The sequence below is a fragment of the Nocardioides bruguierae genome (genome assembly GCF_023656415.1).
GTDB lineage: Bacteria > Actinomycetota > Actinomycetes > Propionibacteriales > Nocardioidaceae > Nocardioides > Nocardioides bruguierae.
Genome location: NZ_JAMOIL010000041.1, coordinates 1 through 26047, shown reverse-complemented (window position 1 = coordinate 26047; position 26047 = coordinate 1). Strand labels below are relative to the sequence as shown.

Annotated in this window: 21 protein-coding genes and 2 pseudogenes; 6 read left to right on the top strand and 17 right to left on the bottom strand. The window is 68.3% G+C overall.

All coding sequences use genetic code 11. From position 1 onward, the window contains the following. Positions 1-76 precede the first annotated feature (76 nt). Both M8330_RS20290 and M8330_RS20285 read left to right on the top strand, forming a co-directional pair. On the top strand, positions 77-271 hold the full coding sequence (locus M8330_RS20290) for a helix-turn-helix transcriptional regulator (RefSeq protein WP_308196322.1): 195 nt from the start codon (positions 77-79) through the stop codon (positions 269-271). A gap of 209 nt (positions 272-480) precedes the next feature. Next, on the top strand, positions 481-1878 hold the full coding sequence (locus tag M8330_RS20285; protein WP_250828813.1) for a tyrosine-type recombinase/integrase: 1398 nt from the start codon (positions 481-483) through the stop codon (positions 1876-1878). A gap of 372 nt (positions 1879-2250) precedes the next feature. Here M8330_RS20285 and M8330_RS20280 read toward each other — a convergent pair whose 3' ends face one another. From M8330_RS20280 to M8330_RS20210, 15 genes are all read right to left on the bottom strand, one after another. Continuing rightward, the gene (locus M8330_RS20280) at positions 2251-3492 is read right to left on the bottom strand and encodes an ATP-grasp domain-containing protein (protein WP_250828812.1); all 1242 of its coding nucleotides are present in this window, start codon (positions 3490-3492) and stop codon (positions 2251-2253) included. 26 nt (positions 3493-3518) lie between these two features. Then, a complete protein-coding gene (locus M8330_RS20275; RefSeq protein WP_250828811.1) occupies positions 3519-6497 on the bottom strand; it encodes a type I polyketide synthase in 2979 nt (992 codons plus the stop codon). Then, the gene (locus M8330_RS20270; RefSeq protein ID WP_284705006.1) at positions 6487-8376 is read right to left on the bottom strand and encodes a non-ribosomal peptide synthetase; all 1890 of its coding nucleotides are present in this window, start codon (positions 8374-8376) and stop codon (positions 6487-6489) included. The genes M8330_RS20275 and M8330_RS20270 overlap by 11 nt, the downstream gene beginning before the upstream one ends. Positions 8377-8379: 3 nt before the next feature. Further along, entirely contained in the window at positions 8380-9141 is a 762-nt protein-coding gene (locus M8330_RS20265; RefSeq protein ID WP_284705005.1) for a thioesterase II family protein, read from the bottom strand. Next, positions 9138-10385 carry an MFS transporter gene (locus tag M8330_RS20260; RefSeq protein ID WP_250828809.1) on the bottom strand — a complete coding sequence of 416 codons (1248 nt, stop codon included), beginning with the start codon at positions 10383-10385 and terminating at the stop codon, positions 9138-9140. Before M8330_RS20260 ends, M8330_RS20265 begins: the two co-directional genes overlap by 4 nt. A 120-nt stretch (positions 10386-10505) precedes the next feature. After that, positions 10506-11303, bottom strand: coding sequence for a hypothetical protein (locus M8330_RS20255; protein WP_250828808.1), 798 nt, complete (start codon positions 11301-11303; stop codon positions 10506-10508). Then, positions 11300-13012 (bottom strand): asparagine synthetase B family protein, encoded by a 1713-nt coding sequence (locus M8330_RS22600; RefSeq protein WP_250828807.1) that lies wholly within the window; start codon positions 13010-13012, stop codon positions 11300-11302. The genes M8330_RS20255 and M8330_RS22600 overlap by 4 nt, the downstream gene beginning before the upstream one ends. Continuing rightward, positions 13013-13759, bottom strand: coding sequence for a class I SAM-dependent methyltransferase (locus M8330_RS20245; protein ID WP_250828806.1), 747 nt, complete (start codon positions 13757-13759; stop codon positions 13013-13015). 17 nt (positions 13760-13776) lie between these two features. Next, positions 13777-15168, bottom strand: a complete 1392-nt coding sequence (locus tag M8330_RS20240; protein WP_250828805.1) for a LeuA family protein — start codon at positions 15166-15168, stop codon at positions 13777-13779. Then, positions 15165-15926 (bottom strand): phytanoyl-CoA dioxygenase family protein, encoded by a 762-nt coding sequence (locus M8330_RS20235; protein ID WP_250828804.1) that lies wholly within the window; start codon positions 15924-15926, stop codon positions 15165-15167. Before M8330_RS20235 ends, M8330_RS20240 begins: the two co-directional genes overlap by 4 nt. After that, entirely contained in the window at positions 15923-17434 is a 1512-nt protein-coding gene (locus M8330_RS20230) for a condensation domain-containing protein (RefSeq protein WP_250828803.1), read from the bottom strand. Before M8330_RS20230 ends, M8330_RS20235 begins: the two co-directional genes overlap by 4 nt. Then, positions 17428-18099, bottom strand: coding sequence for an alpha/beta fold hydrolase (locus M8330_RS20225; protein ID WP_250828802.1), 672 nt, complete (start codon positions 18097-18099; stop codon positions 17428-17430). The genes M8330_RS20230 and M8330_RS20225 overlap by 7 nt, the downstream gene beginning before the upstream one ends. Further along, positions 18096-19052, bottom strand: coding sequence for a TauD/TfdA family dioxygenase (locus M8330_RS20220; protein WP_250828801.1), 957 nt, complete (start codon positions 19050-19052; stop codon positions 18096-18098). Before M8330_RS20220 ends, M8330_RS20225 begins: the two co-directional genes overlap by 4 nt. Continuing rightward, entirely contained in the window at positions 19019-20413 is a 1395-nt protein-coding gene (locus tag M8330_RS20215; protein ID WP_250828800.1) for a CoA transferase, read from the bottom strand. Before M8330_RS20215 ends, M8330_RS20220 begins: the two co-directional genes overlap by 34 nt. Positions 20414-20545: 132 nt before the next feature. Continuing rightward, the gene (locus M8330_RS20210; RefSeq protein WP_250828799.1) at positions 20546-21238 is read right to left on the bottom strand and encodes a 4'-phosphopantetheinyl transferase family protein; all 693 of its coding nucleotides are present in this window, start codon (positions 21236-21238) and stop codon (positions 20546-20548) included. A gap of 256 nt (positions 21239-21494) precedes the next feature. Between M8330_RS20210 and M8330_RS20205 the strand changes: the two genes are divergently transcribed. The 4 genes and pseudogenes from M8330_RS20205 to M8330_RS20200 all read left to right on the top strand — a co-directional run bounded on the left by M8330_RS20205 (position 21495) and on the right by M8330_RS20200 (position 23268). After that, positions 21495-22016, top strand: coding sequence for a helix-turn-helix domain-containing protein (locus M8330_RS20205; RefSeq protein WP_250828798.1), 522 nt, complete (start codon positions 21495-21497; stop codon positions 22014-22016). A gap of 63 nt (positions 22017-22079) precedes the next feature. Next, positions 22080-22352: pseudogene (locus M8330_RS22790) on the top strand (ISL3 family transposase); the annotation flags it as partial. Continuing rightward, a pseudogene (locus M8330_RS22785) lies at positions 22243-22892 on the top strand (ISL3 family transposase). The pseudogenes M8330_RS22790 and M8330_RS22785, both read left to right, overlap by 110 nt. Before the next feature lie 70 nt (positions 22893-22962). Continuing rightward, on the top strand, positions 22963-23268 hold the full coding sequence (locus M8330_RS20200) for a hypothetical protein (protein ID WP_250828797.1): 306 nt from the start codon (positions 22963-22965) through the stop codon (positions 23266-23268). On the opposite strand, the gene M8330_RS20195 is transcribed toward M8330_RS20200, so the two are convergent. After that, positions 23259-24440: a Fic family protein gene (locus M8330_RS20195; RefSeq protein WP_250828796.1), complete on the bottom strand. Its 1182-nt coding sequence runs from the start codon at positions 24438-24440 to the stop codon at positions 23259-23261. The genes M8330_RS20200 and M8330_RS20195 overlap by 10 nt on opposite strands. A 1443-nt stretch (positions 24441-25883) precedes the next feature. After that, positions 25884-26047, bottom strand: a 164-nt coding sequence (locus tag M8330_RS20190) for an IS3 family transposase (RefSeq protein WP_250828814.1), incomplete at its 5' end; no start/stop codon positions are given.

The following is a 26047-nucleotide window of genomic DNA, read 5'->3' as shown; positions in this document are numbered from 1 at the left end:
CCGCGGCGGCCTTCTCCTCAGGGCTGTAGCGACGCGTGGTCGGCTTCCCCGGGCTGCTGTCCTTCGGCATGAGTACATCCTCGTTTCCAAACGAAGGAGACTCCAACCAACCCAGGGCGACTCAGTCTGCGACGAGCTCGGCATCAGTCGATCCACGTTCTACGACTGGCGTTCCACTCAGCGGGCACCGCGGTGCATCAAGCTTCCCAACGGCGCCGTCCGCATCCGTCGTTCCGATCTCGACCGTTGGCTCTGCGGACTCGAGGAATAGCAAACAAGATCGGACCACGGCGATGCCCGGCCCACCAAGCAATCCGCTCAACGCTTTCCGGTGCCTCAATCGGCTCAGCCCTTTTCCACAAGCTACGAATCAGGGCGCCTGTCCACAGGAACCGATCACCTGAGAGCACGCCCCGACAAGGTCGATGAGCCTCGAACCCCAAACAAGGGAGACGAGCCATGACCAAACCATCCGAACCCATGTCGTTGTCCGTCCGCGTGTGGACGGTGGAGAAGCGGACCGTCGCCAGCGGCACCAGAGACCGCGTCCGGTGGCAGGTGGCAGGAAAGCGCTTCACCCGTCAGTTCGCGACGGCCCGCCTCGCCGACACCTTCCGCGCCGGCCTCCAGACGGCGTCTCGTGACGGTTTCCCCTTCAGCACGGCCAGCGGCCTGCCCGCCTCGATGGCACCCACGCCCCGCAGCTCGATGACATGGATGGACCTCGTAGCCCTCTACGTGGATGCCCGCTGGGCAGGGTTCTCGCCGCGCCACCGCAAGGGAGTCGCCGAAGCCCTCACCCGCATCACGACGGCCCTGTTCGAGTTCGAGAGCATCCACATCACCGAGGCAGCAGAACTACGCCGGGTCCTGACCTACGAGTTCTTCAGCGCCCAGCGCGCCCCCGAGGCAGCCACTCCGCTGGCCCAGGCCATCCGAGCCCGCTCACCGCTCGCCCGACGACTTGGGGAACCGGCGGCGCTCCAACATGTCCTCGCGGCTCTGGGCACCACCCTGGACGGCCAGCAGGCAGCGAACGCGACGTTCATCCGCAAGCGCGCCACCCTCAGCCACGTCCTCGCCTACGCGGTGGAGCGCGACGTGCTCGACCGCAACCCGCTGCCCGACATCCAGCAGCCCCGCCGCATGAGTACCGGCCAGGTCGACCGTCGCACCGTGGTGAACCCCGCCCAGGCCCAAGCCCTCCTGGCCGCTGTAAACACCCGGCACCCGTGGCTCACCGCACTGTTCGGCAGCATGTACTACGCCGGGCTGCGACCTGCGGAGGCGCGGACCCTGCGACAGAGCGACCTGACCCTCCCGAACCAGGGATGGGGCATGGCACTCCTCAGCCGCACGGTGCAAGTCCCAGGTTCCGCTTGGACGGACGACGGTCAGTCACGCGAACAGCGGGGTCTCAAGCACCGACCTGCCAAGGCAACGCGCCGGGTCCCGCTGCACCCCGCCCTCGTCCAACTCCTGAAGAGCCACATAGCCGCCTATCCGTTGGGCACCTCAGGCGAGCTCTTCGCAGCCCGCACCGGCAAGGCCGGCGCCCCGCTCAGCCCGCCCTTCCACAGCCTGGTCTCCGAGAGCACCCTCACCTACGCATGGCGTCATGCACGAGCAGAGGCCCTCACGCCCGCCGAGGTCGAGACACCCCTCGCCCGACGCCCCTACGACCTCCGGCACGCCTGCCTCAGCACCTGGCTGAACTCCGGCGTACCTGCGGCACAGGTCGCTGAGTGGGCCGGACACAGCACCCGCGTGCTGCTGGACGTCTACGCCAACTGCCTCGACGGCCAGGCGAGCCACCACCTGGCCCGTATCGAGGCGTCGATGACCATCGCTGACGCCGTGCCCCCAGGGCACGAATAGGGCACAACCCGCCCAGCACAGCCGGACTCAGCCGGACACAGTCGGACAACGACGAAAGAGCCCCTGACCGGCGTTTCCGCTGTTCAGGGGCTCTTTGTCCTGCTGGTGGCAGATCCAGGATTCGAACCTGGGAAGCTTTCGCGACGGATTTACAGACCCTGACTCCCCCACCAGGCACCAGCACGAACACCCGGATTCCGACGCTGCGGGGCACAGATAGGGCACGAGACGGAAGCGCAGGAGCCGGACTCGGACACGCGGTACCCATGACACCGATTCGCGCCGCACACCCCCGACTTTCCGCAAGCCGAACGGGCTTGTGGCGCTGTCCTCGACCAGATCTTAAGGGGACTTGTCTGCGGACTGGGGAGCTCAGTCGAGACGGTCTCCGGTGATGCGAAGCAACGTCTCCGACGTACTGGGCCGCGCCGCGATGGCGAACTGAAACTCGAGCATCGCTCGCAGTCTGCCCAGGGTCGCCAGGAAATCGTCATGCGTGGAGGCCTCGCCGCACAGCAGGTCGAGATCGAACGAGCGGTCGTCCTGCGGCAGGTCGGCGGGGAGGGCGACGAGCCGCTGGTAGCTGCTGACGGCCGGGTCCCGGGCGACATCGCGACCACCGCACATCCCCACGACCTGCGACGCGTTCCTCGGCGGCTGGTGGAAGTACTGGAACCGGACGCGATCGACAGCCGGCTCCGACAGCTCCGGTCGTTCGCCGCAGGCCGCCTTGGACACCAGCTCGATCAGGTCGCATCCGAGCACCCGGCTGTAGAGTTCGTTGATGTACCCCCCGAGGCGACCGTTGACCTCGATGATCCTGGGACCTTGCTCGGTCAGCTTCATCTCGATGTGCGTCGCACCTGCCCTTATTCTCAGCGACTTGATCGCCGACCCCGCGAGCTCCAGGATCTCCGCCACCTCGGCTTCGGGCAGCCCGCTCGGGAAGAACTGGCACGTCTCGCGGAACGGCGTCAGGTACGGCAGCTTGCCGGTGACACCCAGATGGATCGGCTCGCCCTCGAAGACGACCGACTCGACGGACACGTAGTCGCCGAACGGTGCGCTGGGCCGGCCACACAGGTACGTCTCGGCGATCAGGGGTTCGAGGCGGAGACCTGCATCGGTCGCGAAGTAGCTCACGCAGGCGGTCTCCAGGTCCGACGCCGACGCGATCATCCGCGTGTGCCGGCTGCCCTGACCGGCGACTGGCTTCAGGACCAGCGGAAAGCCCACCTCACCGGCGGCTCGTGCGACATCGTCGAGGCCGCCGATGACGGCGGTCCGCACGTGCTCGAGACCGCCCGCCGCCAGGCGGTTGCGCTGCACCCCCTTGTCGCGCACCCCGAGCGCCACGTCGACCGCGTCGTCGGCGAGTCCGATGCGGGCGGACTGGGCCGCGGCCACATCGAGCAGGTGCTCACTGAACGTGATCACGGCGTCCGCCGAGATGCCGGCGATGTCCGTCAACTCGACGTAGCGAGCCTGGTCCCCGAAGAGGGTCCGCACGGCTGAGGACGTGCGGCACGGCTCTAGCACGAAGGTGAGGTCCTCGCACCACTGCAGGCCGAGGAAGAGGTCGCGCGCTGTCACCGACCCGTCGCCGACCACCACGACCAACGACGGAACTCGCCCACTGCTCATGAGGGCCCCTGCGTCTCGCGCACGAGCGTCACCATGGAGGCGACGTCGGCGTTGGCAGACAGCTCACGAAGCGTCGGGCGGACCTGGAACGCCTCCTGTATCTTTTTCGCTAGGCCCAGCAGCGCCAACGAGTCTCCGCCGAGAGCGAAGAAGTTCGCGTCCTCGGGAACGGGTCGGCCGAGGACGTTCGCCCATACCTCACGAAGACTCTCCGACGTCACGGACTCGTGCCGACTGCCGTCGTCGTTGGTCTCGGCGCGCGCCGACTCGTCAGCCTGGCCTGACCCCGCGCCCGACGCAGGCTCGGGGACCTCGGGAGGATTCTCGCGCGCCAAGGGTGCCGCCGGGCGTCGCTCGATCCAGTGCCGGGTGTCGGCGAACGGGTGCACCGGTGCGGGGGCGAGTCGCGCCGCTCCTGGACCGCGGAGTCGACTCCAGCGGACGTCGACGCCACCCGTCCAGGCCGTTCCGACCGCACGGAGGACTCCGTCGCTCGCCGCCCGATCAGGGTCGCTCTGGACACCCGGGATGCAGAGCGCAGTCTGATCGTCCGTCGCCTGCTGCATGAGGTACGACATCGCGTGCCCGGTCCCGATCTCGGCGACGACGCGATCGGCCGATGCCATGGCCGATCGTGCCGCGTCCGCGAAGCGGACGGTCGCTCGCAGGTGCTCGGTCCAGTAGCCGCCCGGAAGGGTCTCTCCAGCCGCGAAGGTGCGGCCCGAGACCGAGGAGACGAAGGATCGGGAGAGAGTCCCCGATTCGCGATGCTCGTCCTCCACCCGGCGGAACCCGGCTAGGAACGGGTCCAGGTAGCGAGAGTGGGCCGCGAAGCCGATCTCCAGTCGGCGGAACCTGGTGCCGCGCGCCTCCAGGAAGGCCTCCAACTCCTCCACATCGGATTTGGCGCCGCTCACGACGACCGCGTCGTCGGCATTCACCGCCGCGACATCGAGCCGATCGCGTATCCAGTCGCGGACCGTCCGCTCCGGGGCACGGACGGACGTCATGGCGCCAGGACCGAGCGCCTCCATGACACGGGACCGCGTCACGACCAGCGCGCTCGCCGCGGGCAACGAGAGCGCGCCGGCGACGTACGCCGCGGCGTACTCTCCGAGCGAATGACCGATCACCCACTCCGGCGCGAGACCAAGGTCGTCGTACGTGCGAGCAAGGCCGACCTGGAGAACGAACATGGCTGGCTGGGCGATGCGCGGGTCGGCCCTCTCGCCGGTTGCCGGCCTTGCACCGGCCATCAGGGCGTCGATCCCCGGCCCGCCGGCATCGCGGATGGCGGAGGCCGCCGCCTCGGCCGTCGCCTTGAAGACCGGAAACGACACGGACAGGTCGGCGAGCGCGGCAAGGGCGGACTGTCCGAAACCGGAGAACGCGAAGCCGAGACCCGGTCGCCGGGCCGCCTGCGCCGGGTTCGCACGTGCCAGGGAGGCGACCAGTTCCTCCGACGAGTGCCCGACCGCGAACACCCGGTGCCGCCGCGGCTCGCGAGCGTCCTGAAGGGTGCGGGCGACGTCACCGATCGGGTGGCCGCCCGTGATGAGCCGGTCGGCCAGATCCGCACGCATGGTACGGAGGCCATCCTCGTCTCGCGCACTCAGCGGAAGGAGGCTGGGCAGCGACAGTCCTGTTCTGGTCGGAGTCTTTCGAGCGTCGTCGGGTGCGCGCTCCACGATGACGTGGGCATTGGTGCCACCCAGACCGAAGCTGCTCACCCCGGCGCGCTGTCGACCTCCCCGGGCCTCCCAGCGCTCGGGTCGTCCGCAGAAGCGGAAGCGTCGGGGGTCGATCGAGAGGTCGGGGTCCACCTCCGTCACCGACGGAGTCGGCGGCAGCATCTCCGAGCGGAGAGCGAGCACGACCTTGATCAACGCGGAGATGCCTGACGCACTGTCCGTGTGCCCGATGTTCGGCTTCAGGGCGCCGAGCACGACGGCCTCATCCAGCTCGGCGTCCTGGTATACAGCCTGCAATGCCGCGATCTCGATCGCATCACCGAGCCCGGTCCCCGTGCCATGGGTCTCGACGTACTGAATGTCGTGTGCCCGGACCCCCGCCGCGCGTTGAGCGGCGCGGATCACCTCTGCCTGGCCCTGCACGCTCGGCGCCGTGTATCCGACCTTGCGGGCTCCGTCGTTGTTGATGGCGGTGCCGAGGATCACGGCGTCGATGCGGTCGCCGTCGGCCACTGCCGTCGACAGCGGCTTGAGGACGACTGCACCGACGCCACTTCCGAAGACGGTCCCGTCGGCGCCGACGTCGAAGGGACGGCAACGCCCGGTGGGGGATGCGATGCCGCCCGGTGCGTGCAGGTACCCGGCCCCCAGTGGGACCTGGATGGAGGCGCCTCCCGCGATGCACATGTCGGCGTCGCCTGCGCGAAGGCTCTGCACGGCCAGGTGGACGGCCACCAGCGAGCTCGAGCACGAGGTCTGGACGGTGAAGGCGGGTCCTGTGAGTCCCAGCCGGTGTGCCACCCGCGTCGCGACGTGGTCCTTCTCCGCTGCTACCAGCATCGCGGTGCTCTCGAACTCAGCCTCCGCGGCGAGAGCGGGCAGCAGGTTCCGCACGAGGTACGCGTTGTTGCCGGTACAGGCGATCACGCCGACGCGGCCCCGCCGCGCCCGGGGCAGGTACCCGGCATCCTCCAGCGCCTCCGAGGCACACTCCAGGAACTTGCGTTGCTGCGGGTCGATGAGGGCGGCCTCGCGCGGCGAGAAACCGAAGCACTCGGCGTCGAACCGGTCGGCACCGTCGAGCACGCCATGGACCGGCACGTAGTCCGGATCATCGGCCTCGTCCGGGGAGACCCCGGCACGCAACAGCTCGGCACGTGATCGATCGCCTACGGAGACGACGCCCTCGGTGATGTTGTGCCAGAACTGCTCGGGCGTCAGTGCGCCGGGCAACCGCAGCGCCATCCCGATGACAGCGATCGGCTCGTGGGAGTCATCCCTCATCTCGGCTCCTCAGGTGATCGGCCAGCTCCTGGATCGTCGGATGGGTGAACAGGTCGATGACCTTGAGGTCGTGCGCCGGGTACAGCTCGCGCAACCGCGTGTGCACCGTGCCGATCGTGAGCGAGTCACCTCCGACGTCGAAGAAGGCCTCGTCGTACTCGATCGCATCCAGGCCGAGAACCTCGCACCAGACCAGCTCTATCTGGCTCTCGAGTCGGAGTGCGGAGTCTGCCGGTCGATCGCCCGGTGAGGCTTCGGGCAGGCGCCGCGCGCTCGTGGCCGCGGCAAGGTCCGCCAGGCGGGACTCGTCGATCTTTCCGTTGGCGTTGAGCGGCAGCTGCTTGACCAGGACCAGCTGGTCGGGCTGCATGTACGCCGGAAGCTGCTCACGCAGCGAGTCACGGAGAATCGTCGGGTCGGTTGCCGCTTGGTCCTGCGCGACCACGTAGGCGACCAGCTGAGCTGTCGTCGCGTTGGGAGCGACGCGCACGTGACAATCCCGGACCTCAGCCTGCCTACGAACCGTGGCCTCCACGTCCTCGAGCTCGACGCGGTGACCCCGGATCTTGATCTGCCGGTCGATGCGCCCGCAGAACTGGAGGGCCTTCCCGTCCTCGTCCCAGCGGACGAGGTCACCGGTGCGGTAGAAGCGCATGCCGTCGATGACGACGAAGCGCTGTGCCGTCTGTTCCGGATCCCCGAGGTACCCGAGCGACAGCCCCACACCTCCGACGAGGAGCTCACCCATCTCACCGGTGGCGGAGCCTTCCCCATGCGTCGTACTCGGAGCCCCCGGGGCCGGCACATCCGTGCCGTCCTCGGTCAGCACCTTGACCTCGGTGCCCTCGATCGGCTCCCCGATGGGGAAGGACCCGACCCAGTCGCTCGCCGAACGAGCAGTGAAGGTCGTGGAGAACGTCGTGTTCTCGGTCGGCCCGTAGCCGTTCGTGACGGCGAGTGAGCCCGCGGCGCGGTCGAGGACGGCACGCACTCGATCGGCCGGCACGACATCCCCACCTGTCACCAGCTGGGTCAGCGAGGCGAACGCCTCCGGGGCCTCGTCGGCGACGGTCCGGAACAGCCCGGCGGTCAGCCAGGCCACGGTGACTCCCCTGGCGGCCAAGAAGTCGGCCAGCTCCTTCGGCGACACCGGCCCGTCGGGATAGACGGCCAGCTCGGCGCCCCGGAAGAGACAGCAGAAGAGCTCGAAGGTCGACGCATCGAATGCCAGCGGCGCCAGCCGCAACCACACCTCGGTGTCGTCGGCGTCGGAGCGGACGAAGCCATCGGCCGCCCGCATCAAGCGGATGACCGCCCGGTGCGGAACCACGACTGCCTTGGGAGCGCCGGTCGACCCTGAGGTGAACCCGATGTAGGCGGCCGACTCCGGCCCCACCGGCACCGGAGTCGGCGCATCACTGTCGGCGTCGAACGCGGTCGGGTCCGGCGGATCCAGCACCACGCACTCCGCGGCGGACAGGCTTGCGATCTGCCGCGCCCGATCCGTGCGACCGATGACGGCGCGCGGCTTCACGAGCTCGGCCATCACCCCCAGCCGCGGGGGCGGCGCGGCCGCATCCATCGACACGTACGTCGCGCCGACCGAGAGCACCGCCAGAACGGCGATGACCTCCTCGGGGGAACGAGGGACCTCGACCACCACGACGTCGCCGCCGCGGACGCCCGATCGCATCAGCGATCGCGCGTACTGGCCCACAGCTCCAGTCAACTGGCGGTACGTCAGCCGATTCGTCGCACCGCCCACCGCGACCCGGTCCTCCATCTCGACCGCCCGAGCCCGCAGCACGTCCCACACCGAGACGCAGAGGGCCGGGTCTGGAGCTTGGCGCTCGGGGTCCGCGCCATCCGGTACCAACATGTTTCAGGCCTTTCCGATGAGTGCCGAGGTCACACGGTCCGCGATCTGAGCCCGCGCGTCTGGTTCTCGTATGTAGAAGTGGTCGCCGGGCATGACCGCGACGTCGCAGTCGCGGGTCGTCAGATCCGCCCAGGAGCTCGACGCCGAGGGGTCGAGATCGTCCTCCGAACCGAGCAGTACCTGGATGTCGGCGTTCAGCCTCGGACCCGGCTCGAACCGGTACCGCTCGAGCGCCGTGTAGTCGCTGCGCAGGTACCCGACGACGATGGTCATCAGCTCCGGGTCGGACAGGACTTCACGCGGCACCGCGTCGAAGCGCTCCGCAAGGAACGACAGCAGGCGCTGGTCGCTGAGCGCTGCGATCGCGGGCGCCTCCGGAATCCGGTGCGGCGCTGGGAACGCCGATGCCCACAGAGTTGGACTTCCCCAAGCGAACTGGGCCTCGCCGACGCACCCGTACTCGGACTGGAGAACGCGCAGCGTCTCGTAGGCGACGAGTGCCCCGAAACTGTGACCTATCAGGCCGAACGGGAGGTCCACCCGGATCTCCGCTGCCGCAGCCTTCGCGATCGCTCGCACGTCTTCGATCGGGTCCGAGCCCATGTAGGGGGGCCGTCCCGGCAGCTGCAGGGCGCACACGTCGATACCGGGCACCAGCGCGGCCCAGTCGCGAAACTCATGGGCCATCCCCCCTGCGTGTGGGAACGCATACAGGCGGGCCTGGGTTGCCGGACCCCGACCGGACTCGAGGAAGCCGACCGTCATGTCGCCTGGTCCGAGAGCGTCGGTACGCCATCCGGTGTGGGCAGCGCTCTGGTCAACTTGCTGACCCCGGGATCGAGCAGGCTCACCGCCGTCGCGACCACGATGAGCACCCCCGCCCCCATCAACGTAGCCGACAGCCCCACGGCCCCGGCGACGACGCCCGACACGGCCAGCCCCACGGGCCGCAGGATGAACGAGCCGAAGTAGTCGACGGACGACACCCGTGCGAGCGCATCCGGTCGCACGTGCTCCTGCAACGCGGCGTCCCAGAGGGTGTCGGGGAAGCTGATCGCCAGGCCGAGCAGGAGGGCTCCGATCCCGATGCCCAGGGGCGATCCGTCCGCGGACAGCAGGAAGAGCACCGGGGCACCGGCGAACATCACCAGTCGCCCCGTGAGCAGGGGCCGCCTCGGGAACCACATGAGCGCGGCCGCGTTCCCGACGATCTGTCCCAGCCCCAGCAGGGCGACCGTGACTCCCCACACAACCGCGCCGTGGTCGCGGGCCACGACGATCGCCGGACCGAGGACCTGAAACGCCGAGAAGCCGATGTTGAAGAACATGCAGTAGACGATCGTCGTCCAGATCCACGAGGTTCGGCGGACCACGTCGAAGCCGCCGATGACCTCGCCGACGAAGCTGCGGCCAGGCATCTCCTTCGCGCGGTCGACAGGTGGCAGGCGCAGCAGCGCCAGGAAGACCAGACTGCCGAAGAACGACGCCCCGTCCAGGACGAGCGCCCATCCCGCGCCGAGACCGAGAACGACGCTGGCGGCGACGATCGGCCCGATGGTGCCTGTCAGGTTTCGGGTCAGCGAGAGCAGCGCATTGGCCTCCTGGCGCATGCCTACCGGCGTGGTGTCGGCCACCAGGCCCGTCGACGCCGGCAGGAACAGCGCACTCCCGGCTCCGCAGAGGGCCTGCAGCGCCATCATCGCCCACAGGGGGGACCAGCCCGTGAGCAGCAGCACGCCGAAGCCACACTGGGTGAAGACCCGGATCGCGTCCGCGGCGACCATCATGCGTTGGCGAGGCAACCGGTCGGCCCATACCCCGCCGGCGAGCAGGAACACCACCTGGGGCACCGAGTACGCGGCGAGCACCAGCCCCAGCTTGGCGGCCGAGCCGGTCGCCTCGAGCACGCCCAGTGCGAGCGCCACGGGGGTGAGGGCGGTGCCGATCATCGACAGGCCGTTGGCGCTGAACTGGAACAGGAAGGGGCGGTGCCGGAGCAACGTCAACACTGCCGCCGCTTTCGGTCTGGTCAATGCTGTTCCTCTCAGGTGTGGTCGTGGCCCGCGAGGCCACGAGCTCTTGATGACAGAGGGCTGCCGCCCTCTGCACTCGGGGGTGTTCAGGGTGGGCTACGACGGACGGGATCCGGTTGCCGGCCGCGGGTTTCCGGAGTCAGCGAGGAGGCCGAAGGCGCGCTGAACCTCCGGATGAGCCGGCAGCTCGGCGCGCCGTACGGCAAACCGGTCCTCGCGAAGCAACCGAAGAGGCGGCTCCTCTGCGTCGAGGCTGGTCAACGCCCAGTCGACTGTTGCGGCGCTGGTGGCCCGGGCGTGGACCAGGTAGGCCAACCAGGAGGTCTGCAGCTCGACCAGCTCGTCGATGTCGATCGTCGACAGCTCGGGGTACTCGTTGGCGAGCGTTTGTTTCAGCAGCTCCGTCGTGTGGCTCATGAACCCCGGCGACCCAGGGCTGCCGAGAGCCGGGACCAGACCGGCGCCGACGCGTTGGAGAAGCTCGTTCGCCTCGGCCAGGACCTCCGCCTCGGTCGGGATCGCCGGATCCAGCGCTGCCACGACCACCCCTCCGAGTAGTTTTGAGACCTCGAGGGCGAGGGCGACCCCCGTGCAGTAGGCGACGATCAGGTCCGGACGCTCGTCCGGACCGAGCGAGTCGACGTGGCGCCGCGCGGCCCCGGACATCGACCGGGCCGCGCTACTCCAGTCGAGCGCGTTCAGCGACTGCAGCCTGGCCGAGTCCGCGAACCGTGCCTTGATCTCATCCATCGGCCATTGAGCGGCTCCGGCCGGAAACTCTATGAAGGCGACTGTTCTGATCGGCGACTCCAGCCGGTAGGCACCGCGGGTGCCGTCGGCGCCCGACGACGCAGCCTCTCCATCGATATCGGCCGGGTGGTACTCGCTCGTCATCCGCACTCCTCAATCCATAAGCACAGCGTCGTCAGCCTGAACAGCAGCATCCGCGCCGAGGGATCGGCGGCGGTCGCCGCAACCGCGACCTCCCGGACGACGCTCGGTCGGACGCCGAGTTCGTCCAGGGCCGACAGGTTGGACTCGAGGATCTGCATGACGTCGTCCATAAGCCCTTCGTCGAGCCAACGAGACCACGGCGCCCGGAACGGGGTCTTGGGCGGGGTCCGACCGGCGAAGGCCTCGTCGTACGCCGTCCGCAGTGGCCGCTTCGTCTGACCGTCTCCGGCCAGCTCGGCGAGGGTGAACGCGTCCGGCAGCTCCGCGGCCCTGCCGTGCAGGAACGGCACGCGCGCCTCGATCGACTGACTCATCGTCAGCATGTCGGTGCGGTACAGCAGCGGCTCGAGGCTCATCTGCCGTTCGGCTTGTCGGACGAGCTCGCTGCCGCGCGGACCGGGAAGCCAGTCTCGACACGTCGTACACACCTCGTCCACCAGCTCCGCGCTGCCGAGCAGGTCGGTCACCCAGTCGCGGATCGGAGCTGGCGCGTAGTGCGCGACGACATCGGCATCGCGGGCGATGTCCAGGTACGACGAATATCCTCCCCAGAGCTCATCGGCTCCCTCGCCAACCAGCAGGGCGACGATGCCCGCATCGGCCGCCAGCTCAGAGAGCGCCAAATAGAGCGGCGTGCTCGTCAGTGAAGTCGGCTCACCGAAGATGCGTACGCACCGTCGCAGCAGGGGGAGGAACTCGCCGATGTCCACCGTGCGTGCGCGGTGACGCCAGCCCCCCATCGCCCCCTGGACAGGAAGCTCGGCGAGGTCGCGGACGCCATCGTCGACTCCTTCGACCCTGACGCTGACCGACGCGAGCTCGACGACGCCCTGCCGGAGCAGGTGATGGGCGAGGATCGTGGAGTCCAGCCCGCCACTGAGAGCCACCCCCAGCGGACGCTCCGAGTCGACGCACCATCGCACGCTCTCATCGATCGCCTCTACGATCTCGGCGCTGGTCGGGCGCGCCGCCGATAGACCGCCGTCGGCCAGGCCCTCTCGGGGGCGCTCCCACATCCTGGTCTCGATCGGCTCGCCTGCCTTCCAGGACGTCCTCGTCCCCGGAGGCAACGCTCGGATTCCGTTGCGGATCGTCTGGCCATCGACGAAACGGCCCAGGAGCAAGAACTCAGCCACCGCCCGCCGCCTGATCGACGGGAGCGGCCCCGCGACCTCCAGCGCTGGCAGCTCCGACGCGAGCCCCACACCGGTCTCGGTGGTGCGAACCCACAGCGGTTTGATTCCGAAGGGGTCCCGGGTTGCCACCATGGTGCCGTCCGGCGAGAGCCGGATGGCCCCCCACATTCCCTCGCAGCTCGCCGTGCCCTCCTCGAAGACACACTCGACCTCATCCGCACCGCCGAGCACCGTGCGCGACGGCTGCGGCGCGGCACCCGTTCCGGCTGGGGTCACCGCGTAGACCTCGCCGTTGAGCGCGGCGTGACTGCCGTCGCCGACGGCGAACGGGACGCTATCGACCGACGCCGACCGCATCGTCAGGCGGCGCATGCCCAGCCCCGCGCCGGCGGTGACCACGCATCCGCCGTCGTCGGGTCCACGGTGTCGCAACGAGCCTAGCGACTGCTCTACGGCAGCGCGCGCGTCCTCACTGGTCAGCCCCGGATCCTGGATCGCGACGATGCCGCACACCTAGGAAGCCATCCGCCGCACCGCTTCGAACATAGACGTCCCCGGGGCGTCCGGCAGGTCGATCTCGTTCTTGACCTCGAGATCGCACCTGGCGAACAGTTCCGTTACGTCGGGTGCGTCCAGACGCGTCTCGCGTCCGCGACCCTGGTACCACTCCAGCAGCACCTCTCGGGGAATGTCGCCGTGGGCGAGCAGGCCGGACGACAGCGCCTCCCCTGCGGTCGCGAAGTCGATCGTCCGAGAACTCTCGTCCCAGAAGGCGCTGAGGGTTCCCAGTCGCTCGCCCTCGGCGATCATGCGGTCATCCATCGGGTAGAGCCCGAGCTTGATGGTGGCGCGCAGGACGCCTTCCGGCTGCAGGAGCTCCATCATCGTGCCGACGGCGTGCACTGCCTCCGTGGCATCGAAGCGGTTGACGAGGCGGTCCGAGAGCACCCACTTGGCGCTTCCCGCGAGCGCCGTCGCGGGTTCGAGGATGTCATGACAGATGACCTCGATCCCCGGACTGGCGGCGCGCAGGTCAGCGCACATCCGCTCGGAGAAGTCGAGGACCGTGAGATCGGCGCCGATCTCCTGGAGCCTCTCGGCCAGCTCGCGCGTGCTCGCACCGATGAGGACGACTCGATCGCCGGGCGCGACACCTCGCGTGAAGAGAGCGAGCTCCTCACCGCTGGGGCGGGCGGACACCCGGCCATGGGTCCAGAACATCCCGCCCACGGCGTTCCATGCGGCTGCCTTCGTGTTCATCCTTGTGTTTCCCTTCATCAGTCGAGGAGGCTGTCGTTGTAGCTGCCCGACAGCACGTGATTGAGATACGTCCCGGCACCGCGAACCGCGCGGTACGAGTGATAGGTGCCGGCGGGGATGAAGACGGATGCCGGACTCTGCACGGCGAAGACCTCGTCCCCCAAGGTCACCTCGACGTCGAGCCCCTCGTACCCGTCGGCCTCGCCGAGGAAGACGAACAGCGAGTCACATCGATGTACGTGGCCGTCCACGTGGCCGACGACCGGATGCTCGCCCTCCGGGAACCTGCGAGCGATGCAGTACTGCGCGGCGCCGCTGACGAACCGGTCGTCGATCAGAACGTAGCGGTCGCCCGGACCGTGCCGGTGGTGCCGAAGCTCGGTCGCCGAGATCACCGGCGGCTTGGTGATCAGATCCGCCTGGCGCTGCGGGAGCCGCCGAGTCTCGCCCAGGGCCCGGGTGCGCCCGAGGGCCGCCGGGTCGATCGACTCGTACGTCGTCGGCTCCTTCTCCACGGCGAGCTGGTGCAAGCGGGCCACGTGATGAAAGACATCGCTCCCGACCACAGGTCGCCGTGCGTCCGGGCCGGACCGCGAGTAGGCAGCCACGAAGTCGCTGAGACGCTGCAGGTCCCCCGATCCGGGAAGGTCACGCTGCCCTCGCAGGTGCAGGTTCACCGCGAGTGCCGCGGTGTCGGTGATGCCCGCTCGTTCGCCCAGGCCGTTGACGCTCGAGCTGACCCAGCTCGCTCCGGCGTCGATGGCCGCGAGTGCGTTGGCCATCGCCAGCCCTCGGTCGTCGTGCAGGTGTGCCTCCACGGGAGTGTCCGAGAAGACGGAGGTGATCGCAGACACCCGTACAGCCACCTCGCTGGGCTCCAGCGCTCCGACCGTGTCGGCCAGGCAGAGCCGACTGGCCCCCGCGATCAACGCACTCTCGAAGCAGCTCATCATGAGGTGGCTGGGCGTGCGGGTGCCGTCCTCGATGGTGACCCGGACCTGAAGCCCCAGCCCGACGGCGTGCTTGACCGCGCGCTCGATGACGTAGGTGCTGTCCCGCGGGGTCCGACGGTGTCGGACCGACGCCTCGTTCACGCCGAGGAAGAGTCCGACCCAGGTCGCGCCGGTCCGAGCAACAGCGTCGATGTCGTCCTCGCACATCCTGGCGTGCGAGAGCACGGGGGTTTCACCGGCGGCCTCGACCACGGCGCGTACCCGGGCCTCCTCGTGGGGGCCGATCAGCGGGTGCCCACACTCGATCGCATCGACGTTCGCGGCCCGCAGGAGCTGGGCGACGTGGACGCTCTGGTCCAGAGACAGCGCGCCGCCGGGGGTCTGGGATCCTTCCCGAAGCGTGGCGTCGATGATCCTGACAGACCGGTCGGTCGGGATGAGGCTCGTCCTGGTCAAGACACCGGTTCCTTCTCACCGGCACCGGCCCACCGCGCCAGGATGTCCGTCACCAGCACGGAGTCCTCTTGCTCGAGCCACTCCTGGCCACCCTCGGTGGCGACGAAGACCATGCCTCGACGATCGACCGGAGACGTGTTCGCCCCACTGCCGTGGACGAAGAAGCTGTCCCACATCGCCGCCTCGCCCGGTGCGAGGTTGAACTCGTATCGCTCGCCCAGCTCGTCTCGACACCAACTGAGGGTGGGGTGCCACGCGTGCTCGGCGTCCGAGCGGTGCTCGACGACCTCGGTGCGGCGCTGGCCCAAGTAGCCGTGCAGCCCACCGTTGTCGGGCGAGACATCGGAGAGCGCGACCCAGAAGCTGAACGCCTTCGGATACGTACGGCGCCACAGCGCCTGGTCCTGGTGGGGAGCCACGGCCGTGCCGACCTGCCCAGGCTTGAGGAATGCGGCGCTGAAGACGACTACCGCTGACGGACCGATGCGCTCGAGGGCCTCCTCGCAGAAGCCCGACTTGCACAGCACCGGCCCGAAGACCTCCTCGTTCATCCACAGCAGCCTGCGAAGCTTGCGGAGACGGCCACCCTCGGCCTCGAACTCAGGCTCGTACCCCGCGGGAACGTTGCCGGACGACTCCATCTCGTCGAACCAGCGGTTGATGAGGTCAACGTCGCGGGTCTCCAGCACTTCGCCCAGGAGCTGGGAACCGTCACCCTCGAAGGACGGCTTCCGGTCCTGATTCACGACAATCGTCACTTGCTCTCTACCTCCAGCCAGTTGTTGCGGATTTCGGTCAGGAACTCGTCCATCAGTTCTCGGACCAGGTTCATGGGGTATTCGGACTCGAAGAAGAAGGCGTCGAGCACCCACCCTGTGGACGACGCCTCCAGGAACAGCTCGATTCCCGGCGAATCTGCGGCAGTGTCAGTGGCGATTCCCTTGACGGTGCACCCGTGGATCGTCAGCGGCTTCGTCCACTCCTCGTTCACCGCGAGGTAGATCTGGGAGTCGGTGCGATAGCCGGCTGGCGCATCCGGCCACAGCCCACATCGCACGTAGCGAGCGGGGACGTCGCTGAACGCCGAGGCTGCGGTCGACTCCCGGGCGACTTCCTCCAGCCTCTCGCTGAGGGTCGAGCCCGCGGCGAGCCGATAGGTGTTGAGCAGCCCGTTCGCGAACCAGCCCACGGTCGACTCGGTCCCGTACGACCTGTTCGCTGCGCTGGTCAGGATCCGGACCGATGTCGAACCGGTACGCCGGTGGAGCACTTGGGCCAGCGCGCTGGTGGCCACGACCCAGACGGTCTGACCGACCATCGTCGCCGTCCGGTGCAGTGCGTCGGCGACCTCCTCCGAGACGGCCACGCTCAGCACCCGGGAGTCTCCGGCAGGATCGCCGAGCCGCCCCGGGAGAGTGAACGGATAGTCCTGGTACTTCGCCGGAAGCCGCACACGCCAGAAGTCGACGGCCGCCGTACGTCGCCGACGTCGAGTCTCGTCATCGAGGCCTCGCAGCAGGTCCAGGTACGACGGGGCTGCCGGTTCGGGACCGGTCTCCGAGAGGCGGGCGAGATACCGACGCGATATCTCGTCCAGGAGGATGTTCAGCGACCACCCGTCGACCACGCGATGGTCGAAGGAGATGCCCAGGTAGTGGCGAGCTGGCCCGGTCGAGACGAGCACCACACGCCATCGGTCCGGACCCTCTGCCGGGAAGTGCTCCTGCGCCAGCGCCGACAGGCGATCGTGCACCAGTTCGGGATCGACCCCGTCGACGATCTCGACCGAGAGGGGCTCGCTGTGGACCTCGACCGTCCACTCGTCACCGGCGGGCGCGAACGACGTGTGCAGCACTTCGTGCGCGCGGTGGGTGTCCTCGAGAGCACCGGCCAGCGCGGGCACGTCCAGCGGACCGTCGACCTCGAACGCGCACGCGAACTGGAACTTCGGGTGGTCGGGATCCGCCTGCTCGGCCGCAAGCATCCAAAGCTGTGCGTCGCTGGCCCGTAGCGGATGCGAGTCCGACCCGCTCGGACGTTCCGTCGCCGGGGCCGCGTGCAACGCGAGCTCCCCGAGCCGCTCGGACCGCAGCAGGTCGACGACGTCGAACGAGTATCCGGTGCTGGCCGCGAACCGGGCCCGCACGCGGACGGCGTCGAGGCTCGTTCCCCCCAGGTTCAGGAAGCTGGCGTCCGGGTCGACGTCCTCGATCCGCAGGACGTCGGCGACGGCGGCCGTGAGTCGGCCGACCAGGTCGGCTAGCAACGGACCGCTCCGCTCAGGTGCTCGAGGACTGCTGCGGCCGCGGTCATCGGTCCGGACACCAGGGCACGGTGGTCTCCTGGCACGAGGACGACCTCGAGGTTGTCGGCCACGCGATCCAGCCAGTACGTCCGTTCGGGGACACTCACGACGGACGAGTCGGCGCCCAGGACCAGCAGGACGGGAATCCCCAATGAGCTGGCGGCGTGGACGAGGTGAGACTGGTCGTAGGCCCACTTCATCTCCGACACCTCACGCCAGAAGCCGCCGGGCTCGATCGCCTCCGGATCGGCGAAGAAGGCTTGGTCGATCAGGGTGAGTGACCGTACGACGGTCGGGCCGAGCATGACGGCAGCTGCCGCGGCCACCGAGGCGCCGTACGAATAGCCGACGATGTCGAGGGGGGCCCGCCCGTGGTAGGTCCGCTGGACGTCGGCGGCAAAGTCCGCGGCGGTCCATCCAGGCGAGTCCTGGCCGGGGTTCGCACCCTTCAGACTGATGATCGAGGCGGCGACGGACGGCACGCTGGTAGCGGCGACGAAGTCGTTCAGTGACTCAACCGGGTCGGCGAAGCCAGGCAGGTAGGCGACGGTCCCCATGCCACCCGAAGAGCGCTCGCTGGTGGGCAGGACCGGCCAGAACGAGTCGTGGGTCAGCTGGTCGCTCACCGAGCCGGAACCGTTCTGGCGGACATCGCACCGCGCACGGCGCCGGCGGCGCAGGTGCCGTAGATCGGTCGGTACGCCTCGGGGAGCTCGGGGCTTCTGTCGTGGCTGAGCCACAGGCGCATCAGCAAGCGGCCACCAGCACCAGGAGTGTCGGTGAACGCGGTGCGCGAGTGGAGCACGGTGTGGTTCTCGATGATCTGGAGGTCGCCGGGCGCGAGCCGCATCGTGTAGACCAGCTCCGGTCGCTGTAGGAGGGCGTCGAAGACGTCGAGGGCCCGGGTCTGCTCCGGGGTGAGCCGTGGAGCGTCCTCGTGGCGCTGGGAGGACTCGATGAACTTGCGGATGTAGCGGCAGTACACCCGGTCCTGCCAGGTCCAGAAGATCGGTGCCGAGAACCACGGCGCTTCGCCTGAGCCCTCCTCGTCACGCCGGTCCTGCGGGAACGACCCCTGCAGCTCGCCGAGGGCAGCCGGATCCTCGTCGGCGAGGACGTCGAAGAGCGCGCGCGACGAGACCAGCAGGCTGTCGCCGCCCTGCTGCGCCTCACGGACGCAGAGCAGGGCGATCAGGTCGGTGCGGTCGCAGTGGAACGCCAGCTCGGCGTTCGACCGATGGCCACGTTGAATCGTGCCGGGCACGTGCAGCTCGCGTGCTTCGACGCGGGTGATGAGGTCGCCGGCGAGCGTCTGCGTCATCGGCGTACCGACGCGCTCGCCGAGTGCGACGAGGGAGGCCGCGGCAGCGCCTTCGCTCAGCACGGAGACTCCGGTCATCAGCACGACGCCGGGCCCGTCGTACAACAGGTCGCTGATCGTGTCGACGTCGACGTTGCGTAGGTCGCCGTCAGGCACGGCGATGGTCCACGAGTCGGTACTGGCGCCAAGGGTCTGGGCGTTCCAGGTCGCGCTCTTCATGTCGGTCAGCTCCGTTCGTTTCCAGTCAGCGGGGCCCACGCGAGCGAGGAACCGCCGTAGGGGCCGGGGGCGTGCGCATAGGAGACCGGGACGCCGTTCCGGAGAATCGGGGGGACCGCGAAACGCAGCGTGCCCGCGGGGGTGCACATGGTTGCGGTCACTGGGGAGGGGCGGTCTGGCGTCTGGTCGACGGCCGGGCTCGCGAGCAGGTGTGCAGCCGTGTTCGCCAAGGTCAGCCCCATCGGACCGATCACTCCGCTCTCGCGGTGCCGGATCACAGCGGCCAGGACTGCGGACGCCGCGCCGTACCCGGTGGCGTGGTCGAGCGCCTGGACTGGCAAGGCACCGGGAGTGCCGTCAGCCTTCCGGTAGAGGTCGCTGATCCCCGTTGCCGCTTGGACGATGCTGTCGAACCCGCGCCGGGCGCCCCACTCGCTGCTCTGCGGCCAGGCCTGGACTCGAACGTGGTGGAGGTGCGGGTGCTCGGCGGCGATCGAGTCCGGCGCGAGTCCGAATCTGTCGAGCGATCCTGGCCGGTAGCCGGTGAGCAGGACGTGTGCTGACTGCAGGAGCTCCCGCAGTCGGCTTCGGCTCTCGTCGCGACCGAGGTCGAGCACGGCGCTCCGCTTGCCGAAGCCGGCGTCGACGTAGTGGTCCATGAGCTCGGCCGGCTCGGCCGGGTCCACGCGGATGACGTCGGCGCCCAGGAGAGCCAGTGCACGAGACGCGACCGGCCCGGCCACGACGCGCGTCAGATCCACGACGCGGAGGCCACTGAGGAGCGGACCCAGAGTCGGAGGGGCGCACGGCGCCGCATGTGTGGCGTCGACCGTCAACCACGGCTCGCGTGCGCTCTCCTCGCGTCGCCACTCGTCCGCGGTCCGCACGGCTGCCGCCACTCCGTCATGCGCGAGGATGCGGTCCTCGAGCTCGCGCGCCTGCCGCGACTTCGCAGCTCGCCGGAGTGCCGCCGCGTCAGTGGCGTTGGTCGCCCGCTCCAGGGCGCGAGCGTGGTGCGGGTAGTTCGCGTGCACGCGGATCCACCCGTCCGAGGTCTCGAAGAACCCCGACATGGGCGCGAAGCCGGTGGTCGAGTGCTCGTCGATCTCGAGGAGGTCGAGCGACATGAAGGCTCCGAGGATCAACGCGGCATCGGACCCGAACCTGGCCTCCCCGGTGACCGCTCCCGCCAGGGTCAGAAAGGTCCGGATGCTGTCGATGGCAAGGCCCTCGACATCGAGCGGGCCCTCCCACCAGCGTCGGCCGCCCGAGACCTCTGGCGTCGGCAGATCGACCGCGCCGACGAGCGGGCGGAAGTGCGCAAGCAGGGGCTCCCGAGATGACAACGCAATAGCTTTCTGGCCGAGTCCAAATTGCTCCGCTGAAAGCAGAGCCAACACGCAGTCAAGTAAAACTTGACTGCGTGGCACTGAGGATAAGCGCTTGCGAGCGGCCGCGCAACCCGAATTGCCAAGCGATTTCCACCCGGCTTTCGCGGTCGGCCCAACTGTCGCGGCGTCAAGGTACCCGGGTCATTCGCTGGCATCTCTCGGGGGCCCGTCTGCGACCTCCGAGTGCGGTTCAGGACCTCGTTCGCCACCGGTGGCCACGGACAGCACCCAGCCCTCGTCTCGGTGCGAGCGGACCAGCCACGACCCGCCTGCGAGGGCACACAGGTCGGCGGTCACATCGACGCCGCCGATCTCGTCGAGCGTGGCCGCACCGGCCTTGACCAGAGCCTCCTTTCGGGTCCAGGTCTCCAGCAGTCCCATCGAGCCACCGTCGGCAGCCAGCTCGCGGGGAGTCATGAAGCCCGTCAGATCGGCTCGACTCAGGGACCGATCGGTGTCCTCGACATCAACGCCGATCGGGCGCGCGCTCACCGCGGCCGCGACGTGCCCACGGGCATGGGAGAGGCTGATCTGCACCTCGTCCAGCGACCGGAAGCGGGGGCGACCGTGCTCGGCGGACCCGCAGGTGGGACAGTCGTAGGTCAGGACGAGCGAAGGCTGGGCAACCGCGCCGCACCAGCGTCGTACCGCCTCGCGCACCAACAAGTGGGCAGACTCGTAGCTACGGCGATCCGCTTCATGGACGTAGCGATCGGCGCGCTCTCTCTCCGCTCCAGACAACGGCCCCCAGGTGTCGTGGAGCCCCTGGTGCGCCAACTGGACGCGCGCCACCAGCACAAGTGCCTGCCCGTCTGCTGCCGCGATCTCGCGCACAGGTCGCCGTGGTGCCACCGCGGCACCTTAAGGGGGCTCTTCGTACTTGCGGTGGGGGCGGTGCGACACGCGCTGACGGGCTGACCCCGGACGTGGGTCGAGACCTTCCAAGATCGGCAGTGACTAAGCCGCTCAACCCTGAAGGCCTCGACGATGTCTGAGCCTACGGCGTGCGACCGCGCCCGTGTGTCCTGACCCGAACTACTGCCAGCGGTGTGATGTCCTTGTGGGCCTGGCGGGGTTCCACGTCGTCTCGGTGACCGCCCGCGATCCGCAGCTGGCGGTGGTCATCGAGTCCACCCCGGCGGTAACCGGGTGCCGCTCGTGCGGTGTGATCGCGGCCAGCCACGGCCGCCGCAATGTCCCGCTGGTCGACGTGCCCTGCTTCGGCCGGCCCGTGGAGCTGATCTGGCGCAAGCGGACCTGGCGCTGCCCCGAGCCCGGCTGCCCGGTGGGGGCGTGGACCGAACAGTACGAGAACCTCGCCCGTCCACGGGCGCTGCTGACGACCCGCGCGTGCTGGTGGGCCCTCGGACAGATCCGCCGCGAGCACTCCTCGGTCGCCGGCATCGCCCGCCAGCTCGGCACGACCTGGCGCACCGTGTGGTCATCCATCCAGCCGCTGCTGGTCGCGATGGCCGACGACGAGTCCCGCTTCGTCGGCGTGAGGAGTCTGGGCGTGGACGAGCACATCTGGCACCACGTCTCCACCAAGCCCACCACCGCGGGTGGCCGTGGCCCCCGAGGAGCTGACCGGGATGGTGGACCTGACCCGTGACCAGGAAGGACGCGTCCACGCCCGACTCCTCGACCTCGTCCCCGGCAGGTACGGCAAGCCTACGGCGAATGGCTCACCGCACGCGGGACGGCGTTCCAGAAGGGCGTGAAGGTCGCCGCGCTGGACCCGTTCCACGGCTACACGACCGCGATCGACGACCACCTCGAGGACGCCGTGGCGGTCCTGGACGCCTTCCACGTGATCAAGTTGGGCACCGCCGCGGTCGATGAGTGTCGCCGGCGGGTCCAGCAGCAGACCCTGGGCCACCGCGGCCGTAAGGGTGACCCCCTCTACGGCATCGCGAAGCTCCTACGAGCCGGTGCGGAGAACCTCACCGACCACCAGTACGGACCACCAGTGGCAGCGACTCGGCCGCGCCATCGCTGCGCACGAGGCACACCTGCAGGTCTACCTCGCCTGGTCCTGCGCACAACAACTCCGCGCTGCCTACCGCCACCCCGACCCCGCCGCCGGACGGCGGATCGCGCTCAAGGTCCTCGCGACATTCTCGACCTGCCCCGTCCCCGAGATCGCACGACTCGGCCGGACCTTGAAACGGTGGTCGGCCGCGTTCCTGGCCTACATCGACACGGCCACGCGAACAACGCCGGCACCGAGGCCGTCAACGGCCTCATCGAGCTCCACCGCCGCATCGCTCGCGGCTTCCGCAACCGCAACAACTACCGCCTAGGGATGCTGCTCATCGCCGGCGGACTCACCCACCCCACCTCAAGTAAGAAGAGCCGTCAATTGGGAGCCAGATTCCAGATCTCGAACAACGCCTGTCTAGGCGCAGACACCACTCCACCAGTCCCCGCCAGCCATCGACGGAACTTAGGTCTAGCCCCGGCAGTCGAAGGATCGCGTCGCCCATGAAGACGCCCTGTTGGATGTCAGTCAGATAGGCACTCGTCCAATCGATGCGATCTTCCTTTCGGTATCCCAGGTGCGGACGCTCCTGGATATGGAAGTCGATCTCGGTCGTGTGATTGGCCCCATCCCCCACGAGTTGCCCATTCGAGGTCATCCGCACTCGCAGGCGAGTGTCGCCGTCGGCACCGGCACCGGCACCGGCACCGGCACCGGCACCGGCACCGGCCCAGTTCAGGATGTGCTCGCGATTCTGGCCAAGTCCCCTGATGGTTCAGCAGACCCTCAAGCGGATCAACGTCCTGAGCAGCGCATTTCACGACACAATCCCAAAGCCAAGCTTGACCTTGGGACTCTGCTGTCACGGATGCCTCACGGATGATCGGATTCCGTGTAGGTCCATGGGGATTCGATGATGCCGTAGAGCTCGCTAGCTACCCAGTACATTCGTCCGCCCCGGCCCATGGTCCCGATCTCTGCCAGCCAACCTCGCGCGGCCGCGTCTTTGATGATGTTGCGTGCACCTTGCGGAGTCATGTCTGTCTTGGCTTGCAGTCGCGCGACAGTCATGAAGGGGTTGCTGAAGATGAGTTCGACGAGGGAGTGAAGGTTGGAGCGGGTTGCATTGGCCTCCTTGATGTAGCGCTCCCTGACCTCAACTAGCTGCTCGGCGCGGACGACGGCATCGTCGGCAGCTCGACGAACCGCAGTGAGGAAAAACTGCAGCCATTCCTCCACCTCGCCACGTTCACGAACGGCTTGAAGTCTCTCGTAGTACTCGCGCCGGTGCTGTTCGAGGTACCCAGACAGGTAGAGCAAGGGGGTCGCGAGCCTGCCCTCCTCTACCAACATGAGGTTGATCAGGAGCCGGCCGATTCGGCCGTTGCCGTCGAGGAAGGGGTGGATGGTCTCGAACTGGTAGTGCATCAGCCCACAACGAATGAGGGTCGGCAGGTCACCGGGAGTGTTCACGAACTGTTCCCAGTCAGCGAGGGCCTCAGGTAGGTCGCCGGGCAGAGGAGGGACGTAAATCGCTGTATCAGGGCTATCTGTAGTCGAACCGACCCATACAGGCGTCCGCCTGAACTCGCCGGGCAGCTTCTCTTGGCCGCGGACGCCAGACAGGAGGGTCTTGTGGAGTTGCAGTATCAGCCGCTGCGTGATCGGCAGCTCCTTAACCAACTGGTACCCCTGACGAGTAGCGGAGATGTAGCGCTCGACCTCAGCCACATCCTCGCTTTGCGACGGCGTGCCGCCCGCCTCGGCCTGGAGGACCTCGGACAGAGAGGCTTGCGTCCCCTCAATCCGCGAGCTCGCCAGGGCCTCCTGCGTCAGGTATGGACCCAGGAGCAACTCGGGATCCTTGATCAAGGTCCCCAGACCCTGAAGCCGCCCGAGAGATGAGTCAGCCTCCGACAGTGCTCGGACAGTCACTGACCTCAAACCGAGGTCACGCGGCATGGGTGCTGGCTTGAAGTACCAGAACGCCCACCGATTGCCTGGCTCGCGCGTCGCCGATCCAAAGTCAGGCGCGGTGAAGTCTTCGGGTTTCATGCGCCCATACTAGCAAGTCAAAGGGCAGAATAGTTGCAGCGTAGGGCCGCCATGCCAACGGGACTAGCGTTTCCAGAAATTTATGCCAAATCGAACTCGGATCAAGTTGGTAGGTGGCATGCCCGCCGCGACGGGCTGTTGGTGCGTGCCCGCGGGTAGCAAGAGGCCTCGGTTCCGACTTGCCGCGTGCAGACAGCGGGGCACCTGCTGTTGCCGCGTGGGATGCACGCTGCAACTGTTTCCCGCCTTTCCTAGCCGCGTGGCGTGACGGTGCAACGGGCTGTTGGTGCGTGCCCGCGGGTAGCAAGAGCCCCCAGTTCCGACTTGCCGCGTGCGGACAGCGGGGCACCTGCTGTTGCTGCGTGGGATGCACGCTGCAACTGTATCCCGCTTTTCCTAGCCGCGTGGCGTGACGGTGCAACGGGCTGTTGGTGCGCGCCCGCGGGTAGCAAGAGCCCCCAGTTCCGACTTGCCGCGTGCGGACAGCGGGGCACCTGCTGTTGCTGCGTGGGATGCACGCTGCAACTGCTTCCCAGTCTTCCTAGCCGCGTGGCTCGACGGTGCAACGGGCTGTTGGTGCGTGCCCGCATGTAGAAAGAGCCCCCGTTCCGACTTGCCGGGCGGAGGTCCAGGAGAAGTTCGACCGCGACGCCCGCAAGGTCGCCGTCGCGGCCTCACGGGCCGTCGACCGGCGGATGGACGACCCGGCGCGCTCCGCGCGGCAGTCGGCGACTCGACGAGCTGCGTAAAACCGCCACATACGTACGCTGGAGCCGCACTAACTCCTCTGTTCCCGACGACGTCCGAGGCCACCTGCCAGCGTGAAGATCTGGACCCACATCCGCCACTCGACTGGCCAGCAAGCAGTCGGTCGGCAACAGGGTCGGGCCCAGCGCGGCACACGTCAGCGCAGCAACAAGCGGCCAGGCGCACCCAGCATTGACAGCAGCGCCTCCGTCGCGAATCGATACCCCACCCGGGCTCGCGCCCCGCAGGCCATACGCGAGGACAACCCTGCCAGCTTGGCACCATTGACCCCCGCCCCCGCCCCCGCCCCCGCCCCCGTCCCCAGGGCACAGATGGGGCACGACCCCCACACGCGGCCGAAGAAACCTCAGGTCAGCGCGTTGCCCGCCCAGGCCGAGGAGCTCGTCGACTCAGATACCCCACCCGGGTAGCACAAGGCCCTCTGGCCTGCGAGAAACCGCAGGTCAGAGGACCTTGAGTTGGTGCTGTGGCAGATCCAGGATTCGAACCTGGGAAGCTTTCGCGACGGATTAACAGACCCCACTCCTCCACCGGGCACCAGCAAGAACCCGCGAGCCCCGAGGCCCTGGGGCACACATGAGGCACGGGAACGGTGTGCACATCGACCGCCCGCAGGCGGCGCGCCAAACCAATGACCTGCCCTACAGCCTGGTTTCCATTCGGCGTGATGAGTCCTCAGGCGGGAACGGTGTCTGTGGGTGAGGCTAGCTCATACTCGATCGGGGTCTGGTAGCCGAGCGCGGAGTGACGGCGTTGTCGGTTGTGGAAGATCTCGATGTACTCGAAGATCGCGTTCGCGAGTTCGACTCGGGTCCTCCACTTGCGGCGGTTGAGGAGCT